Raw genomic sequence first — 17,684 nt, 5'->3', positions numbered from 1 at the left:
TTAGCTAGTCAAAGAGTAGCGAAACACTAGTAAAAACCTCAATCAAAACAGTAGCGAATTGACCTCAATATTGCTAACCAATCACTAATAGAACTGTACCTACAACTCTTATGATAGAACCCAAGTTTGCCCCAGCGCTCAAAAACAGTAATACCGAACCTGCCACTTATACCTTAGCGATTGCTGTTGAGTTTTTGGGTACCCACTATCATGGCTGGCAAAGACAGAGGGAAGTATTAGGTGTTCAGCAAGCACTAGAGACCGCCATCAGCACTGTGGCTAATGAGACTGTTGAAGTAGTCGCGGCTGGGCGCACTGATGCTAGCGTTCATGCGAGTAATATGATCGCCCACTTTGTCACTCATGCTTATCGACTGCCTCATAACTGGCTACGTGGGGTCAACAGCTTACTCCCTGGTGACATTGCATTAAGATGGGTGCAGCCGATGCCTGAAGATTTTCATGCACGTTTTAGTGCTATGGCTCGACGCTACCGTTATATCACCCTGAACCAGCCTCAGCGTCCAGCTATCCTTAATCATCAAGTCACTCATGTTTATGAGCCCTTAGATCTGGCAGCAATGCAACTGGCGGCGGCAGATATAGTAGGTACTCATAATTTTACTAGCTTTCGTGCAGCAGCTTGTCAATCTAATCAACCGGTACGTAATGTCAGTCATGCTAAACTTTTTCAGCATGGTCAATTTATAGTCTTTGATATTCAAGCTGATGGATTTTTGCATCATATGGTACGCAACTTGATGGGTACTTTGTATGCGATAGGACGCCATGATTTATCACCAGCCAGCTTTAAGCAGATCCTAGCAGCAGAGGATCGTACTATTGCTCCTCCTACTGCCTCAGGTGACGGGCTATACTTTATCAATGCTTATTACCCTGAACACTTCCAGCAGCAATTGCCCGCTGCGCCTTTAACCCCTATTTGGCTCAATCTACCTGATTAATGAGCTTAAATATTGAAAAACAGATATACATATCACTTACACAGTGTCAAGCAAAAATCATATGTCTGGTTGCGTTAAGGCGCTAACTTACGTATAATATGGGCTTATTTTTCATTGATTGATATAGAATTATGGCCAAAAAAGACGACATTATTGAATTTGAAGGCGAAGTCATTGACACCCTTCCTAACACTCTGTTCAAAGTTCGTTTAGAGAACGGACATGAGATCATTGCTCACATCTCAGGTAAAATGCGTAAGCATTATATTCGTATTTTGACTGGTGATAAGGTCAAGGTCGAAATGACCCCTTATGACTTGTCAAAAGGTCGTATCACTTATCGTGGTAAAACCTAATAGCTAGTTTAACTTAGTGGGCGCTTTATCCAGCTAATACAGCCAGCAATCATTGATTTATAGCTGGATGGACTATAGGATACTAATAATAAATACCCGCTCACTGTAGTAACTTAAAAAATTGTTAGTTAAGACACTGTTATTTAAGTTCTTTAACATAGTTTTACTAGAGATATACAAGCTTATTTTATTGCTTAGGCCACTTTTTAAGCAATAGAATAAGCTAGAATTTAATCCTAATGCCCATAAAAATACCGCTAATATCAGCGGTATTTTTATGGGCGTTTTATGGCTATTATTCTATCTAGTGGCGCAGTTTTTCTTTAGTTATACTTAAAGTATTTTATTTAAACTCAACTGTAGCACCATTCTCAATAGTACCTAATAGTGCCAAAGCGTCCCAGTTAGTCAGACGTATACAACCTGCTGACGCCTGACGGCTGATACGAGCAGGATCTGGCGAGCCATGAATGCCATAAGAGGGTTTACTTAGCCCAATCCAAACGGAACCTACAGGATTGTTTGGTCCTGGTGGAATAATAGACTTTTTGCCATCCTCAGCCGTATAAGTATAGTTAGGTTCATGGACTTTGACTTTTACGGTATGACTACCAGTAGGTGAAGGCGTCGAAGTACTGCCCACTGTAGTAGGATAACTGGCAATCAATTTATCTGCTTTGTCATAAGCATATAAGGTCTGAGTGGTTTTGTCAGCGACTACTCGACTGACGGGCTTAGTATTAGGGTTACTAGGATTATAGACAATGATAGTCTCCCCAGCACTAAAGCTAGCGTTTGCATTGAGCGACTTTAGATACTTCTCATTCATATGGAACTTTTCTGCCAGCCCCTCCAGCACACTCTCGTAATACATGCCATCGAGTTTGGCCTTATCCTCTGCACTAGCAGGAATCGTAGTGGTTTTTATATTGATATCATCTTCAGTTAACTTATAATTAACTAAGACTGGTTGACTAGTCAGACGTTCACTCGCCGTTAGTGCCTGCCAAGTTTCTTCATTCAAAGTATCAGTTACGCTTAAGTTATTAGCTTGTTGAAAGGCTCGCATAGCTTTGCGAGTATTTTTTCCCCAATAGCCATCCACAGCCCCAACGCCATGCTGATGCCAGTTCAATAATGCTTGTAGTTTAGTGCCTAAACTTTGATCTATTTTTGCCCCTTTTGTCCATTTAGCGCTGTTTACTTTTTGCGCCGTCTTCGGCAATTTTTCAGTATTATAGTTGATAGTAGGTAGCAGCTTGTTTAACGAAACTGCTGTTTTGCTATCCCCTGTTAATTTTTGACTGACCCCATTAGTAACGGGACTAATGTCAGTATCAGTGTTAGGTGCCGCTATAGCTGGACTCATAAATAGCATAGTAGACAAACCAATTGCGGCCATAGCACTACTAATTTTAGTTAATGAATACATGTGATCTCCTCAAGTTTTTTACTGGTATTGGTGATTTTTAATTATTTATTTCAGTTATTATCGTTAGGTTATTTAGCAGCTGTTTTTTTACACTTATAACACTATCAATCATGCCATAAGCCTATGGGCGCATACACTAGTATTGTGTTAATAGACGCCTACCCTTAAGGTATCTATGTTAATACTGGCCGTTTTGCCAGCAAAAAATAACTAGCATAAAAAAACCTATAAATAGCTGAGCTACTTATAGGTTTTATGATGTTTAACTAGAGGGCTAAGATAGCAACCTCAATAATAAATTTACAACAGTTTGGCTAGTACTGCTTGACCCATCTGCTTACATCCTACTTGGATCAAGCCAGCTTCGTTTTTATCCAAAATATCTATAGTACGTAGACCATCATCTAATACATCACTTACCGCTTGCTCAATCGCTAGAGCGGCTTGCTCTTGTTTAAAGGTATAACGCAGCATCATAGCCACAGACAAGATAGTCGCTAATGGATTGGCTTTATCTTGCCCAGCGATATCTGGCGCTGAACCATGACAAGGCTCATACATGCCTTTGCCGTCTTTATCTAGACTGGCAGAAGGCAGCATACCGATAGAGCCAGTCAACATAGCCGCTTCATCAGACAAGATGTCGCCGAACATATTGCCAGTAACCATCACATCGAACTGCTTTGGATTTTTGATCAGCTGCATACAAGCATTATCAGCATACATATGCGACAAGGCCACATCGCTATAGTCGCTCTGCTGCATAGCTGTCATAGTCTGCTTCCACAGCTCCGTGACTTCTAACACATTGGCTTTATCCACTGAACACACTTTTGGTGCTAACCCTGAAGCTTTTGCCCGAGTTCTCGCCAGCTCGAAGGCTACTTTACCTATGCGCTGAATTTCACTAGTGCTATAGACCATAGTGTTATAGCCTTGCTGCTCACCATTTTCTAAAGTGCGAATACCGCGTGGCTCACCGAAATAGATGCCTCCAGTTAGCTCACGTACAATCAGTAAATCAAGCCCTTGGATAATCTCAGGTTTGATACTCGAAGCATTCACTAGCTGAGGATAGAGTTTAGCCACCCGCAAGTTAGCGAAGAGACCAAGCTCGCTACGGATCTTTAGCAGACCTCGCTCAGGACGCTTGCTACGCTCTATAGCATCCCACTTAGGCCCTCCAACAGCGCCTAATAATACAGCATCAGCAGCGCGCGCACGTGCCAGCGTTTCTTCTGGCAAAGGCTCGCCAGTAGCATCGACTGCCACGCCGCCAATCAATCCAGACTCAAGCGTTAACTGTAAATCAAATTTATTATTAACTGCGGTTAATACATCAAGCGCTTGGGTCATGATTTCAGGACCAATACCATCGCCTGCTAAGGTTAAAATCGTTGCCATACTATTCCTTGTTACTGGTTGCTCATTAATAATCGATAACTTCGACAATAATGAGGTAAATTATCCGTGCCATTATAAGGCTAGTCGCGTTTGTTATTTTTGTTAGCTTTATTTGCTAGTGCTAATTCTACAAACTCGCCTTCGCTTTCTACATCTGGCTGCTTGCAAAAACGACGTTTTAAAACTTTATCTTTCAACAAATCAATACATAGTGGTGTAGGTGAAGCACTGTCTAATAAACTGTCATTATTTTCAGCAAGCTTTTGACGGTAGGCTTGTAACACATAAGTGCCTTGTTCTTTAAACTCATCAATCAGGGCAAAGCGTTCAACATAACCGACATTATTCTCAGGATAAAAATTGATGTGCACTTCACGTTTGATCGGCTTAACACTAGCATAATAATTAGTCAGGTTAGGCATAGCAGAAGCGGTTAGCGGTATTATTTTTATTGACTTATTATCAGTCAACGGTGATACCTTAGCCTGCACTTGTGCTTGCTCAGCTTTACTAAGCTTAGCATAAGGCTTGCCATTAGTGCTTGCCATAGAGACTAACAGTGCTGGGTTAACTGGCTTATGAGTGTCAGACGATATTATAGGTATAGTATCAATTTGAGTAATTTCACAATGATAAGTGCCTACGCAAGCAATGTTGACCTCATTGAGCATAGGAATGATTTCTCCTGCCCACACTTGCGCTTGCTTAGCATTTTCTATCTTTTTATAACCTGACTGATAGCTTGATAAGGATTGGCAGCCTGACATAGCTAACAAAGACAGCAAGCTGATTGCCACTGCCGTTTTAGTGAATAAAGTGTAAATTCTTTCCTTCATAATGTTAGCTACTGTCTAGGTTAATAATAAATTACCTATTATTCTAGCCATATTGTTACTATAACTCAACGCCATAGTAACAACTGTCTGCCTTTATTTGTAGCAGTAGTCAGAACTAGATTTAGGCATGCACTTGGTTAAATATCCAAGGCGTTTTTTGCATCATCTGTTGCTCATAATTTTTAATAGCATCACTGTGTTGCAAAGTTAGACCGATATCATCAAGCCCATTCAACAAACAGTGCTTACGAAAAGCATCAATCTCAAATGGGTATTCTTCACCTGTTGGCGTAATAACCACTTGGCGCTCAAGATCAGCACTTAACTGATAGCCTTCGTTAGCAAAAGTAGCTTGCATAAGACTATCAACGATAGCCTCATCAAGAACGATAGGTAGCATGCCGTTTTTAAAACAATTATTATAAAAAATATCAGCGAAGCTTGGGGCAATCACCGTACGAAAACCATATTCCGATAGTGCCCAAGGAGCATGTTCACGGCTAGAGCCACAGCCAAAGTTCTTACGTGCCAATAGAATACTCGCGCCTTGATAACGCGGTTGATTCAGAATAAAGTCTGGGTTAATAGGACGATTACTATTGTCTTGACCGGGATAGCCTTCATCTAAATAACGCCAGTCGTCAAATAGATTTACCCCAAAGCCAGTGCGCTTGATAGATTTTAAAAACTGTTTGGCAATAATTTGATCGGTATCAACGTTTGAGCGATCCATCGGACAGACTATACCCGTTTGGGTGTTATAAGCTTGCATGATTATTCCTATTCTATTTTTAATAAATCAATGTAATGGTAGTGGCTATAAAATCACCAAGTGTAGTTAAAATGAACTTTATTCATTGAAGAGAATTCAACCCCATTACTCTCTTCAAAATGAATTCTTGTAGCTAAATTATCAGTAACTATAATAGTAGCCACATGGCGCTGGTTTATTTTACATATCCAGTAAATCATAGGACTTGCAACACTAGGCAATTGATAGTCATTTAAAATTATAGTTATCAATGCTCGCAGTGGCAGTGTGGATTCTAGGCCGAGCTCAACACAATGAGGGGCATCAATGTCATCGGCCATCCCAACAGAATCTCTAGTTACTTCAAACTTAACTATGATGTCAAAAAGTCTCAGTAATTACGCACATCGACAAAGTGACCCGCTAAAGCTGCTGCTGCTGCCATCGCAGGACTGACTAAATGAGTGCGTCCTCCATTACCTTGACGGCCTTCAAAGTTACGGTTAGAAGTTGAAGCACAATGCTCTTGTGGCTCAAGCTTATCAGCGTTCATAGCCAAGCACATTGAACAACCCGGCTCGCGCCATTCGAAGCCTGCCTCAGTGAATAGCGTATCTAAGCCTTCCGCTTCAGCTTGCAGTTTCACTTGTCCAGAACCAGCAACCACGATAGCTTCTTTAATAGTACTAGCTACCTTGCGCCCTTTAATAACTGCTGCAGCATCACGTAAATCTTCGATACGTGAGTTAGTACAAGAGCCAATAAAGATACGATCAAGCTGAATATCGGTGATTTTTTGGCCGCCTTCTAGACCCATATAAGTATAAGCGCGTAACCACCCTTCCTGCTGCGACTCATCAACAGCTTGATCAACAGTCGGTATCGATTGAGTAATATCAACCACCATCTCAGGAGAAGTACCCCAAGAGACTTGCGGTGCGATTTTGCTACCATCGATTTCAATAACAGTATCGAATACTGCATCAGCATCCGAGTGTAGCGTGCGCCAATAAGTTTCGGCTTGCTGCCACTGCTCTGTTGTTGGCGCGTAAGGACGGCCTTTGACATAATCAATAGTGATATCATCTACTGCCACCATGCCTACACGAGCACCCGCTTCGATAGCCATGTTACAGACGGTCATCCGCCCTTCCATACTCATCGCTTCGAATACTTCTCCAGCAAATTCGATGGCGTGTCCTGTACCGCCTGCAGTGCCAATTTGGGCAATAATAGCCAATACTACATCTTTTGAGGTTACTCCAGTGCCAAGCTTACCATTGACCCGAATCTGCATATTTTTCATTTTTTTGGCAATCAAACACTGAGTGGCCAATACATGCTCAACTTCTGAGGTACCAATACCATGAGCCAAACAGCCCAAAGCACCATGAGTAGCCGTATGTGAGTCACCACAGACTACAGTCATACCTGGTAATACTAAGCCTTGTTCAGGGCCGACGACATGCAAGATACCTTGCCGCGCATCATTAATAGTGAACTCAGCAATATTAAACTTAGCGCAATTGTCATCTAAAGTGACTACTTGTAAGCGGGAAACTTTATCTTTGATCCCAGCTACACCTTGTAAACGCTCTTTGGTGACTGTCGGTACGTTATGATCAGGGCTAGCAATATTGGCAGACAAACGCCAAGGCAGTCTATTGGCCAATTCCAAACCTTCAAAGGCTTGCGGACTAGTCACCTCATGCAATAGATGGCGATCAATGTAGATTAAGCTGGAGCCATCGTCACGCTTAGTGACTTCATGAGCATGCCAAAGTTTGTCATATAAAGTTTGAGCGGCCATATTACTGTCCTTTCTTGGTGGCTAATGGCTAGCTATTCCTACTGATAGGGTACTTTGTCTATCAAATCACTATAGATACCGTGTAGGAAGTAACTATTCTAGCGTTAGCTGCCTGTTGTTATTAAGAGTATCGCAAAGTCGTTAGCGATTATTAGTTACTAATATTACTTACTAAAGAGGGTTATCGAAAATATTTATCATATATAGTGTCAATAATTGTCTTGATACCTTGTGATTATAACAGCCTAATTCTATAATAATAATTGATGATTTTTATCTATTCACAAACTTTTATTTCTAAGAAGTTTTGATTGGGTGAGACAACTTTTATTTATGATTCGCTTTTATAGCTAAGGATACTAGTTTGAATACTACTAATTTGATTACATTTGTCACGGTTATGCAGATAGGCAGTATATCAGGCGCAGCAGAAAAGCTGTTTATTACTCAGCCTGCAGTAAGCAAACGTATCAAAAATTTAGAAGATGAGTTCAAAATCACTCTGTTTGATACAGTAGGAAGAGGCATTGTACCGACTCAAGCTGCTAGCGAGATGCTGCCTCATGCTAAGCGGTGGCTGGATGATTATGAAAACTTTAAGATAAACTTACAGCATTCAAAACATATTATATCGGGAAAGTTAGTCATCGGTACTAGTCATCATATTGGCTTACATCATCTGGCACCAGTATTAAAACACTTTATTCAAAGCTATCCAGCCGTACAGTTAGATGTACGTTTTGTCGATTCAGAAGAAGCTCATAAAGCCGTGCTTGATGGCGATCTGTCATTGGCCTTTATGACTTTGCCACCAGTCTACGATAAGCGCTTAACCTATCATACCTTATGGTCAGATCCACTGTACTTTATGACGGGCACCTTATCACCCTTGGCTAAGAAAACCAACGTTACTTTAGAGCAGCTAGCGCGTTATCCTGCTATCTTGCCTTCTGCCAACACTTTTACTAGTCAAATTACTTTAGCAGAATTTGCCAAGCATAACTTAAAACCTTATGCCACTATGAGTACCAATCCACTTGAGTCAATCCGCATGTTGGTCTCAGTAGGCCTTGGTTGGTCAGTACTACCACAGACCCTTATTAGCCAAGATTTAGAACGTATAAATATGGCAGACAATATAGAGCTACAACGCTATTTAGGCGTGGTGATCAATCCAAAACTAACGCCTTCTAGCAGCGTTACTGCTTTACTTGACTTGCTCTCTCCTATTGATTAACCGATCAGAGCAACGGTTTGAGTTGTCAAAGTAACGGGGGTTGATTGTGTTTTATGACTCAGATAGATCTTTTATGACTCAGATAGACCTACAGTCTATATTTATAGATCGACTGTTCACTACAATCACAGTGCAGTGACATTTACAGACTTTATAACATTAAGGCCTGTTCAACCGTCGGCTACAGCCATTATTATTCATAGCTATACTATTAACAGCTATAGTATTAACAGCTATTATTTAAAGGCTAATTGTAAAACAGTAGCCAAATAAAGCTCTATAGACTAGTCTCAATAAAAGCATAGTTCTACTAGTAAGTACACGTAAGTACTGGCAACACCCCCTCCCTTTGCCAACAGTAAGCATAGCTGTTGGCTTGCCGACGAGCAAAGCGGTACTTTGCTGGTGTGTGAGGCTAGCTGATATTACTCACTAAGATATAGTAAAGTTAGGTAAACTATATTGATAAATGTCAATGACAGCTAAAAACTGCTAATAACGATAATACTAGCAATCCATCTTCGATATCTTTTATTCAAATCCTATCCGAAACCTAACTTGGCTTAACTAGCTCTATCAGTAGCGTCTGCTGATAAACATCCAACCCCAGCTACCTCATATATTTTCACAAAAAATTACATTTATAATATTGATTGGTACTGATTGTACATCTTTAGCAATCTTTTATTGCAGGTTGGTTTTAAAACCTGTATAAACAGTTTGTTAGATTAATTAATTAACAGCCCTATATTTAGCAACTTTATTTTTAACCAGTAAATCAACGCAAGCTATTGAATTTATAGATTATTAGATGACAATGGTTAATGAGGTTAGTAGTCCATTAGGGGCTGCACTTCATAATAAGTCACTTATAAGATCGACAATAATACTATCAAGATAGAGCTAAAAAGACCGAATAATAGACCAACTAACAGTTTTAGATGATTGGTTTTATGCAGATGAGCTGATTGTTAGCAACATATAGCAAGTCTGAACAAGCCTCTGAACTACTATCAATCATGTAAAAATTTCAGTAAATATTTACTTAATATCGGAGTGCTTACCAATTATTAAGTATTACTGGTATTAACTATTTTTTACTACTGGTTTTTTCTGCTTTTTAATACTATCTTTTTATAGTGTATTTATAGTTGTCTGTCTTATAGTTATATCTCATTACAGCCAAGCAGTTGGCTAAGGACAGTTATATGAACGGAGTTTCAAGTGGCGTACTGATATCGCTTGGCGTCTACTTTTTGGTAATGCTTGGGATTGGTGTTTATGCTTACTTTAAGCAATCCAATGACACAGAAGGTTATATGCTTGGTGGCCGTAGTTTAGGCCCAGCAGTCACAGCATTATCTGCCGGCGCATCAGACATGTCTGGTTGGTTATTACTTGGCCTACCTGGCTATATGTATGCTGACGGGGTCGTCAGTATCTGGATTGCACTAGGATTAACTCTTGGTGCTTTATTAAACTATATTATTGTGGCGCCTCGTCTGCGGGTTTATACTGAGGTTGCCAATAATGCTATTACCTTACCTGATTACTTCGCCAACCGCTTTGAAGATAAGTCGCATATGTTGCGCGTTATCTCAGCGATAGTTATTATTTTATTCTTTACGGTTTACACTGCCGCTAGTTTAGTTGGTGGTGGTAAGTTGTTTGAAAGCTCGCTAAATCTTTCTTATGCTACTGGCTTATGGGTTACCGCAGGTGTCGTTGTCGCTTATACCTTGTTCGGTGGTTTCTTAGCAGTGTCTATGACTGACTTTGTGCAGGGTGTTATCATGCTATTTGCAATGATAATTGTACCTGTTGTGGCCTTTACCGATCTTGGTGGTATCTCAGCGGCTACTACTGCTGTTAAAAACATCGATCCAAACCTATTGAACTTCACCAACGGCTTACCTGACGGTATGGCGATCTTGGGTATCATCTCCTTGATGGCATGGGGCCTAGGTTATTTCGGTCAACCGCACATTATCGTCCGTTTTATGGCGATTCGCTCGGTCAAAGACGTTCCTACTGCCCGTAACATTGGTATGAGCTGGATGGTTGTTAGCTTAGTTGGTTCATTAATGACTGGTTTTGCTGGTCGTGCTTATGTACAAAAAACGGCTATGACGTTGGATGATCCTGAGACGATTTTCTTAGTATTCACTCAGTTCTTGTTCACGCCATTAGTCTCAGGCTTCTTGTTAGCGGCTATTTTAGCGGCAATCATGAGTACCATCTCATCACAGCTGTTAGTAGTATCAAGCTCACTAACTAAAGATGTCTATAAATTATTCTTGGATAGAGAGGCTTCAGAGTCTCGCCAAGTAATGGTAGGACGTATCTCAGTTATAGTGGTTGCTATCGTGTCAATTATGCTAGCTTCTAACCCAGATAGCTCAGTACTAACCTTAGTATCTAACGCTTGGGCAGGATTCGGTGCTGCCTTTGGACCTCTAGTTATCTTTAGCCTTATATGGCGTGGCATGAACCGTAATGGCGCAGTTGCCGGTATGGTTGTTGGGGCGTTAACGGTTATTTTATGGATATATGGTCCATTCCAGATGAATGGTATGGCGCTCAATAGCTGGTTATATGCTATCGTTCCAGGCTTTGTGTTAAGTACTATAGCTATCTTTGTGGTGAGTATTGCAACAGGCGGTCCAAAACCTACCGTTGCTGCTACCTTTAAAGAGATGGAACTTAATCTACACAAATAAGCTTAGCTTATTGACTATAAATCATAATTACAAACCTCGTTGCCGTTACGGTAGCGAGGTTTTTTATTGGCTATTTATACTAGTATTTGGTTTTTCTAGCTAACCAAATCTTGCTAAGTTAGTCATTTTAGCCCAGCACTTTTGCTACTATCCTCAGCGATAAAGTCGGTCATTTACTATTGAACCAACAGCTATTTGAATACCAAATAAGGCGTCCTGTTATCTCCTGCCTTCCAACCTATCTCACCCGCTAGTTACTTTATCTGCCGTAAATCACAGCCACAAAAAAGCGACCCTTTAGGATCGCTTTCTTATAGTAACTCTTACAATAGTCTCACTATGCGTTTAGCGCTTAGAAACCTTGCTTGGCTTGGTAAGACAGCTTAGCACCTAAGATGTAACCATCATTATCTTGGAAGTCACCAACGATTTTACCTGATGGTAATCTACCTTTAGCATCACCGAACCATAAGTATTTACCACCAGCTGATACTGCCCAGTTTTCGGTAAGGTTGTACTTAGCTCCAAGACCAAGGCTGTAATAGCCATCGATAGGACCAAGTGAAGTAGTCTCATCACCAGTACCACTATCCCAGCCTACTGTACCACTAACGGCAAGTGCTGGCGCTATACGCTTGGCCACCCCTAGTTCTACTTGCCACTGATCATCATCATAATCAACTAAGTTTAAACCATTAGGACCGTAGTTGCGCTTACTAACCTCATTATATAATGGCGGTGTAATGGCAAAATCGCTCCAAGGTACCCAGCGTACTTTAGCCGTAGCCAAAGTGGTTGGATTCAAGCCAGTCTGAAAATCAAAGTTAACGGATTTAGGAGTAGTAATACGATAATTACTATTCTGAGTAGCCGCAGCTGGATTACCTGCTAAGGTTCCTGCTAGAGGATAGGTTTCAGAGACATCTAAATCATGATCAATTTCAGAACGATAAGTTAACGCTGCTTTTAAGGCAATTTCAGGTTTGCTATAAGACATCCCAGCGATATAACCATAGTCCATATTAGGATTACTGTTTGAAGTATAGCCAGTAGCCGGGCCATAAGCCAATCCACGCAGTTTTACTTCCGCTTGAATACGCTGAGCGACTGGGCCACCGTAAATTTGGAATTCTTTATTAGCACCAAACTTAGCACCAAGGATAGCGGTTAAGTTTTCGCTACGTACTTCAACATTGGTATTTTGACCTGCCGTACCGAACTCTCCATTAACAATGCCAACTGCTGGAGCTAATGCTGTTAAAGCACCTTGCTCTTGCGGCGTCAAAGTGCCGCCTAGTCCTATTTTACGTTGAAGAGCGTTCACTGTAGCTTGTGCTTGAGCAAAACTAGTGACACCAAGTGGTGAACTTGGACCAATAAGACCTCCAGAAATACGCGTAATAGTAGCTTCACGGGTATCGCCACTTTGAGCTACAAAGTTGCTTTCCTTATATTCAGCAGCAGCACCAAACGGCTCATCATAAATAATACCTACACTAAAAGTATTATTAATATCCGCTTTTACCCCATAGCGAAAGAAATCGTATGATTCAGCAATATCACCAGTGTCCCGACCTTCGACATAAGTATTGCTAGTAGGAACAACGTTGGCACTGTCTTTACCACTGACATCAGCATCAATATAAGTATAGACGGTTTCAGCATAGAGTCCATCTTGGAAAAAAGCAGTGATGTCTTGACCTGAACGATCTAAGCCGGCAGCGCTAGCGGCACTAGCAATAGAAAAAGCAGCAACTGCTACCGCAAGGGTTTTTAACTGAAAAGTAGGGCGCATTATATCTCTCCAAACATCCGCATTGTTTTGCCGTTATCACGATTAAGTTATTACTGAATATATGATCGGCGTCCTAAATTGAATAGTAGTTCCTTTTTCACGCTAAGACAACAAGTAAAGTACTTTATTTCTCAAATACGACTGGATAGTACAAATAGTATTGACATATGTTTTAGAAAACTAACAATGAAGCTAAACATTTGTAAAGAGTATAAAAAAAGCGACCCCTTTAGGATCGCTATATTTATACTTAATTCTTTGAATTTATTATAAAAAAATTATTTATAAAAAATTTATACCTTAAATCATTAGTTCTTTCTATTGGTTACTGTGCGGCCTGATAAGAAAGTTTTAGACCCAGTGCATAACCTTCATTGTCTTCAAAGTCACCAACGATATTTTTGGAAGGTATTTGTCCTTGTGCATCTCCGAACCACAAGTATTTACCGCCGGCTGATATCGCCCAGTTTTCAGTGACATTATACTTAGCACCAAGACCTGCGCTATAGTAACCTTCGATAGGGCCTAATGAAGTTACTGGATCGCCAGCACCACTATCCCAGCCAATATTACCAGTTACGGCTAGGGCTGGTGTAAGGCGTTTAGCTAGTCCAAGCTCTACTACCCACTGATCTTTATCATAGCTCACTAATGGCAAGCCATCAGGACGATAGGCAGGATTAGCAGTGCTCACCTCATTGTATAGTGACGGCACAATGGCAAAGTCGCTCCAAGGTACCCAGCGCACCTTTGCAGTGGCTAAAGTAGTCGGATTAATACCCGTTTGAAAATCAAAGTTTACTGACTTAGGGGTAGTAATCTCAATACCACTACTTCTGTTTGTTGGAAATGCAAACGGTCCACCAGCTACTGGCGGTATAGAACCACCAATTATCGTTGCCAAAGGATAGCTTTCAGATGCTTGCGAGTTATGCTCAATCTCAGAGCGATAAGTCAACGCCGCTTTTAGCGCTATCTCAGGCTTACTATAAGCAATCCCTGCTAGCCAGCCGTAATCTTGGTCAGCACTGACATGAGTAGTATAACCATTAGCTGGGCCATAGCTTAAACCGCGTAATTTTACGTCAGCTTGTACGCGCTGAGCAACTGGACCACCATAGAGTTGAAAATTCTTATTAGCACCAAGTTTTGCGCCAACGATACCAGTGATACTTTCAGTACGCACTTCGACATTAGTCCCTTCACCATTTCTAGGTGAGTTAGGATTTTGATCGACGAAATTATTATTGCCTCTATAGTCAGCTGATGCCCCAAAAGGCTCGTCATACAACACACCCACACTGAATGTATCGTTAATATCAGCCTTTACTCCATAGCGGAAGAAGTCATAAGACTCAGCGATATCGTCGATGCTGTGGCCTGATGCATCAGTACCTGTTACGTCAGCATCTAGATAAGTATAGCTAGCCTCAGCGTATAAGCCATCTTGTAGAAATGCAGTAATATCTTGACCCGAACGATCCAAGCCAGCAGCACTAGCAACGCTAGCGATAGTAAAAGCTGTGATAGCCACAGTAAGCTTTTTTAATTGAAAAGTGGCTTGCATAATGATCTCCAAATATCCTTATTGTTGCACTACTCAGGCTAGCTAATAGCAGGGCAGCAGTTTAAGCGAAGGATATTAATGTCTTTTGCTTAGTAAGACAACCATCAAGGTGCGCTATTTGCCTATTATGACTAGGCAGTCATAAGGCGGTTATCATGATACTAACTTTACCCTGCCACTAGGACACCGATTAGTAGTGGGGCGGGCGGTCAGCCATGATATCGAATGGCGCAATGCCCTCCTCGCCGCTTTGACCTTCCACTTGTTTATAAACCAGTTGCAGCTGGCGTTGCAGATCACGAATATTTTTGTCTTGGTGAGTAATGACTTGATCTAGACGCTCTACCGTCATCTCTAAATGAGCCATAGTCATTTGTAGCTCAATCACTTGCTCTGTAAGTTCAGCTTGCACGTCAGCATGGTTGGCTGGCCGCGATGATGCTGTAGTCATAATTTTCTCAATAATGGTTTTGTTAGTAATACAGGGAGGTTAATAGAGGCTGTTACAGTAACTAGGATAAAGTTTTTTATAGCCACTAAACTGCTATGGGGGCATGTTATAATATTGGCAATTTAGTCACAGCCCTTATTGTAACAATAATAAGGATTTTATTAGACTAAAACCTATTCCACTTACTATATATAAGCTTAAGATACTTTATGGCACTGATACATTTAAAAGATATTCATCTCGCCTTTGGCGTAGCTCCCGTTCTTGATGGCGTAGATTTTAGCATTGACGCCGGTGAGCGTGTGTGTTTAATCGGTCGCAATGGCGAAGGTAAATCCACTTTGTTCAAACTGATTAGTGGTACTTTGCAGCCTGATAGTGGCGAAGTCATTACTAGCAGTAGTGTACGTGTTGCTATGCTTGAGCAAGATGTCCCTGAAACTAGCGGTCGCATCTTAGATATCGTCATGGGTGGCAGTCGCCGCACTGCCGATCTACTGATCAGCTATAACCAGCAGACTAATCTTTGTGCGGATGGCGACATGGATGCCTGTGAGCGCATGGCCACTTTACAGCATGATATCGATGCGGTACATGGCTGGGATTTAGAGCGTGAAGCTACCCGATTAATCACTACTATGGGGCTTGATCCTAATGATGACTTGTCCTCATTATCCGGTGGTCGTAAGCGCCGAGTACTATTAGCCCGATCTTTGGTCACTAAGCCTGATGTGCTATTACTTGATGAGCCAACCAACCATTTAGACGTTGATAGTATCGAGTGGCTGGAACGCTTCTTGTTAGACTGGCAGGGTTTGACCTTATTATTCGTCACCCATGATAGAGCTTTTGTGAATAAATTGGCCACTCGTATCGTTGAGCTGGATCGTGGATTATTGACTAGCTATGATGTAACGCAAGGCGAAGGTGGTTATGCTCGCTATCAAGAGCTAAAAGAGCTACAACTACTAGCTGAAGAAAAGAATAATGCCAATTTTGATAAAAAACTGGCCCAAGAAGAAGTCTGGATTCGTCAAGGTATCAAGGCACGTCGTACCCGTAATGAAGGCCGTGTTCGTGAGCTAAAGGCCTTGCGTGAAGAGCGTGGTGGTCGTCGCGAGCAGGTCGGTAACGTCAATATTACTATGGATGCTGGCGAGAAAAGTGGCAAGCTAGTCTGTAAAGTCAAAAACTTGCATCTTGAATATGATGGTAATGTGCTAGTCGATAATTTCACTACTACTATCATGCGTGGCGACAAGATAGGTATTATTGGGCCAAACGGTGCCGGTAAGACTACTTTGATCAAAGCCTTGCTTGATATGTCTGACGATGAAGTTATCAAAACTGGTAATGTTGAATTGGGTACTAACCTCAAAATCGCCTTTTTTGATCAGCTGCGTGATCAGTTAGACCTAGAAGCTAGTGTGGCGCAAAATGTCTCAGAAGGCTCAGACTTCGTTGAAGTTGGCGGTCGCAAAACTCATATTATGAGCTATCTACAAGACTTCCTATTTGCTCCAGAGCGCGCACGTACTCCTGTTAAAGCCCTGTCAGGTGGTGAGCGTAACCGTGTACTACTAGCTAAGCAACTTCTTAAGCCTGCTAACATTCTAGTACTCGATGAGCCAACTAACGACTTGGATATGGCAACGCTTGAACTCTTAGAGGAGTCTGTAGCTAGCTTTAACGGCACTATATTGCTAATTAGTCATGATCGCTCATTTATGGATAACGTAGTCACTTCCACTTGGGTCTTTGATGAAGACGCAGAGGGTAAAGGCGTTGTGCAAGAGTACGTTGGTGGCTATCAAGAATACTTAGTACAAAAAAATCGTGCCCAAGCGGCACAAGCTGCTAAATCTAACACTGCTGCTACTAAGAGCACGGCTAAGCTTACACCAGCCGCTGTTAAGTCCAATAAAAGCACAAAAAAGCTTAACTTCAATGATCAGCGTGAGCTTGACGCTCTGCCAAAACAAATTGCCGCTTTAGAAACTGAACAAGCGGAGCTGCAACAGAAACTAGCTGATGGTTCTTGGTTCATCAAAGAATTTGATGCGGCTACTGTGGCTAGCGAACGCCTATTAGCTATTGAAGAAGAAATAATGGGCAAGCTTGAGCGTTGGGATACCCTTGAAGGCTAAGCTGTATTAGCTTGAAGGTTAAACTATAGTAGCTTTAAGGCTACACTATACGGCGTAGCCTACTGCATCTCTGAGTGGACAATCAATAACCTTAAGTAAATACAAGGTTATTGATTGAAAACTTTTAGTTTGAAGATATGTTGATTGGAAAACATCTTCCATTGCTGTCATTTAAAAATAAGTTTATCACCACAATGACAGGTGGATGGTAAG

Annotated in this window: 14 protein-coding genes; 5 read left to right on the top strand and 9 right to left on the bottom strand. The window is 41.4% G+C overall.

Annotated features, from left to right (window positions below; translation table 11 throughout):
* Positions 1-110: 110 nt before the first annotated feature.
* Both truA and infA read left to right on the top strand, forming a co-directional pair.
* Complete coding sequence (truA, locus tag JMY09_RS05010; protein WP_201622494.1) at positions 111-965, top strand: tRNA pseudouridine(38-40) synthase TruA; 855 nt, start codon at positions 111-113, stop codon at positions 963-965.
* Positions 966-1,096: 131 nt separating this feature from the next.
* The gene (infA, locus tag JMY09_RS05005; protein WP_007395612.1) at positions 1,097-1,321 is read left to right on the top strand and encodes a translation initiation factor IF-1; all 225 of its coding nucleotides are present in this window, start codon (positions 1,097-1,099) and stop codon (positions 1,319-1,321) included.
* Positions 1,322-1,664: 343 nt separating this feature from the next.
* Here the strand turns inward: infA and JMY09_RS05000 are convergent, their stop codons facing one another.
* The 6 genes from JMY09_RS05000 to leuC form a co-directional block, all read right to left on the bottom strand.
* Positions 1,665-2,753 carry a L,D-transpeptidase family protein gene (locus JMY09_RS05000; RefSeq protein WP_201622493.1) on the bottom strand — a complete coding sequence of 363 codons (1,089 nt, stop codon included), beginning with the start codon at positions 2,751-2,753 and terminating at the stop codon, positions 1,665-1,667.
* Between the two features lie 300 nt (positions 2,754-3,053).
* Positions 3,054-4,157, bottom strand: a complete 1,104-nt coding sequence (gene leuB, locus JMY09_RS04995; RefSeq protein WP_201622492.1) for a 3-isopropylmalate dehydrogenase — start codon at positions 4,155-4,157, stop codon at positions 3,054-3,056.
* A gap of 80 nt (positions 4,158-4,237) precedes the next feature.
* Positions 4,238-4,993, bottom strand: coding sequence for a hypothetical protein (locus tag JMY09_RS04990; protein WP_201622491.1), 756 nt, complete (start codon positions 4,991-4,993; stop codon positions 4,238-4,240).
* A gap of 121 nt (positions 4,994-5,114) precedes the next feature.
* Positions 5,115-5,765 (bottom strand): 3-isopropylmalate dehydratase small subunit, encoded by a 651-nt coding sequence (leuD, locus tag JMY09_RS04985; RefSeq protein ID WP_201622490.1) that lies wholly within the window; start codon positions 5,763-5,765, stop codon positions 5,115-5,117.
* A 53-nt stretch (positions 5,766-5,818) separates the two neighbouring features.
* Entirely contained in the window at positions 5,819-6,085 is a 267-nt protein-coding gene (locus JMY09_RS04980; protein ID WP_201622489.1) for a hypothetical protein, read from the bottom strand.
* Between the two features lie 50 nt (positions 6,086-6,135).
* Positions 6,136-7,554 carry a 3-isopropylmalate dehydratase large subunit gene (leuC, locus tag JMY09_RS04975; RefSeq protein ID WP_201622488.1) on the bottom strand — a complete coding sequence of 473 codons (1,419 nt, stop codon included), beginning with the start codon at positions 7,552-7,554 and terminating at the stop codon, positions 6,136-6,138.
* Between the two features lie 364 nt (positions 7,555-7,918).
* Here leuC and JMY09_RS04970 point away from each other — a divergent pair, with 364 nt between their 5' ends.
* Together JMY09_RS04970 and putP are read left to right on the top strand one after the other, a co-directional pair.
* The gene (locus JMY09_RS04970) at positions 7,919-8,791 is read left to right on the top strand and encodes a LysR family transcriptional regulator (RefSeq protein ID WP_201622487.1); all 873 of its coding nucleotides are present in this window, start codon (positions 7,919-7,921) and stop codon (positions 8,789-8,791) included.
* A gap of 1,208 nt (positions 8,792-9,999) precedes the next feature.
* Positions 10,000-11,511, top strand: coding sequence for a sodium/proline symporter PutP (gene putP / locus JMY09_RS04965; protein ID WP_201622486.1), 1,512 nt, complete (start codon positions 10,000-10,002; stop codon positions 11,509-11,511).
* A 352-nt stretch (positions 11,512-11,863) separates the two neighbouring features.
* On the opposite strand, the gene JMY09_RS04960 is transcribed toward putP, so the two are convergent.
* The 3 genes from JMY09_RS04960 to JMY09_RS04950 all read right to left on the bottom strand — a co-directional run bounded on the left by JMY09_RS04960 (position 11,864) and on the right by JMY09_RS04950 (position 15,324).
* Positions 11,864-13,306, bottom strand: a complete 1,443-nt coding sequence (locus JMY09_RS04960; protein WP_201622485.1) for an OmpP1/FadL family transporter — start codon at positions 13,304-13,306, stop codon at positions 11,864-11,866.
* A gap of 325 nt (positions 13,307-13,631) precedes the next feature.
* Positions 13,632-14,873, bottom strand: coding sequence for an OmpP1/FadL family transporter (locus JMY09_RS04955; RefSeq protein ID WP_201622484.1), 1,242 nt, complete (start codon positions 14,871-14,873; stop codon positions 13,632-13,634).
* A 190-nt stretch (positions 14,874-15,063) separates the two neighbouring features.
* The gene (locus tag JMY09_RS04950) at positions 15,064-15,324 is read right to left on the bottom strand and encodes a SlyX family protein (protein ID WP_201622483.1); all 261 of its coding nucleotides are present in this window, start codon (positions 15,322-15,324) and stop codon (positions 15,064-15,066) included.
* A 209-nt stretch (positions 15,325-15,533) separates the two neighbouring features.
* Between JMY09_RS04950 and JMY09_RS04945 the strand changes: the two genes are divergently transcribed.
* Positions 15,534-17,471, top strand: a complete 1,938-nt coding sequence (locus JMY09_RS04945) for an ATP-binding cassette domain-containing protein (RefSeq protein ID WP_201622482.1) — start codon at positions 15,534-15,536, stop codon at positions 17,469-17,471.
* Positions 17,472-17,684: the final 213 nt, after the last annotated feature.

Source organism: Psychrobacter urativorans, assembly GCF_904846695.1.
GTDB classification, from domain to species: Bacteria; Pseudomonadota; Gammaproteobacteria; order Pseudomonadales; family Moraxellaceae; genus Psychrobacter; species Psychrobacter urativorans.
Note: the sequence above shows the minus strand (reverse complement) of the source record. Positions and strands in the feature narration are given on the sequence as shown.

Excerpts from the sequence above, each read along its gene's own strand:
- leuD (WP_201622490.1), bottom strand. The coding sequence starts at position 5,765 with ATGCAAGCTTATAACACCCAAACGGGTATAGTCTGTCCGATGGATCGC.
- infA (WP_007395612.1), top strand. The coding sequence starts at position 1,097 with ATGGCCAAAAAAGACGACATTATTGAATTTGAAGGCGAAGTCATTGAC.
- truA (WP_201622494.1), top strand. The coding sequence starts at position 111 with ATGATAGAACCCAAGTTTGCCCCAGCGCTCAAAAACAGTAATACCGAA.
- JMY09_RS05000 (WP_201622493.1), bottom strand. The coding sequence starts at position 2,753 with ATGTATTCATTAACTAAAATTAGTAGTGCTATGGCCGCAATTGGTTTG.
- leuB (WP_201622492.1), bottom strand. The coding sequence starts at position 4,157 with ATGGCAACGATTTTAACCTTAGCAGGCGATGGTATTGGTCCTGAAATC.
- JMY09_RS04950 (WP_201622483.1), bottom strand. The coding sequence starts at position 15,324 with ATGACTACAGCATCATCGCGGCCAGCCAACCATGCTGACGTGCAAGCT.
- JMY09_RS04980 (WP_201622489.1), bottom strand. The coding sequence starts at position 6,085 with ATGGCCGATGACATTGATGCCCCTCATTGTGTTGAGCTCGGCCTAGAA.
- JMY09_RS04955 (WP_201622484.1), bottom strand. The coding sequence starts at position 14,873 with ATGCAAGCCACTTTTCAATTAAAAAAGCTTACTGTGGCTATCACAGCT.
- JMY09_RS04960 (WP_201622485.1), bottom strand. The coding sequence starts at position 13,306 with ATGCGCCCTACTTTTCAGTTAAAAACCCTTGCGGTAGCAGTTGCTGCT.
- putP (WP_201622486.1), top strand. The coding sequence starts at position 10,000 with ATGAACGGAGTTTCAAGTGGCGTACTGATATCGCTTGGCGTCTACTTT.
- JMY09_RS04990 (WP_201622491.1), bottom strand. The coding sequence starts at position 4,993 with ATGAAGGAAAGAATTTACACTTTATTCACTAAAACGGCAGTGGCAATC.
- leuC (WP_201622488.1), bottom strand. The coding sequence starts at position 7,554 with ATGGCCGCTCAAACTTTATATGACAAACTTTGGCATGCTCATGAAGTC.
- JMY09_RS04945 (WP_201622482.1), top strand. The coding sequence starts at position 15,534 with ATGGCACTGATACATTTAAAAGATATTCATCTCGCCTTTGGCGTAGCT.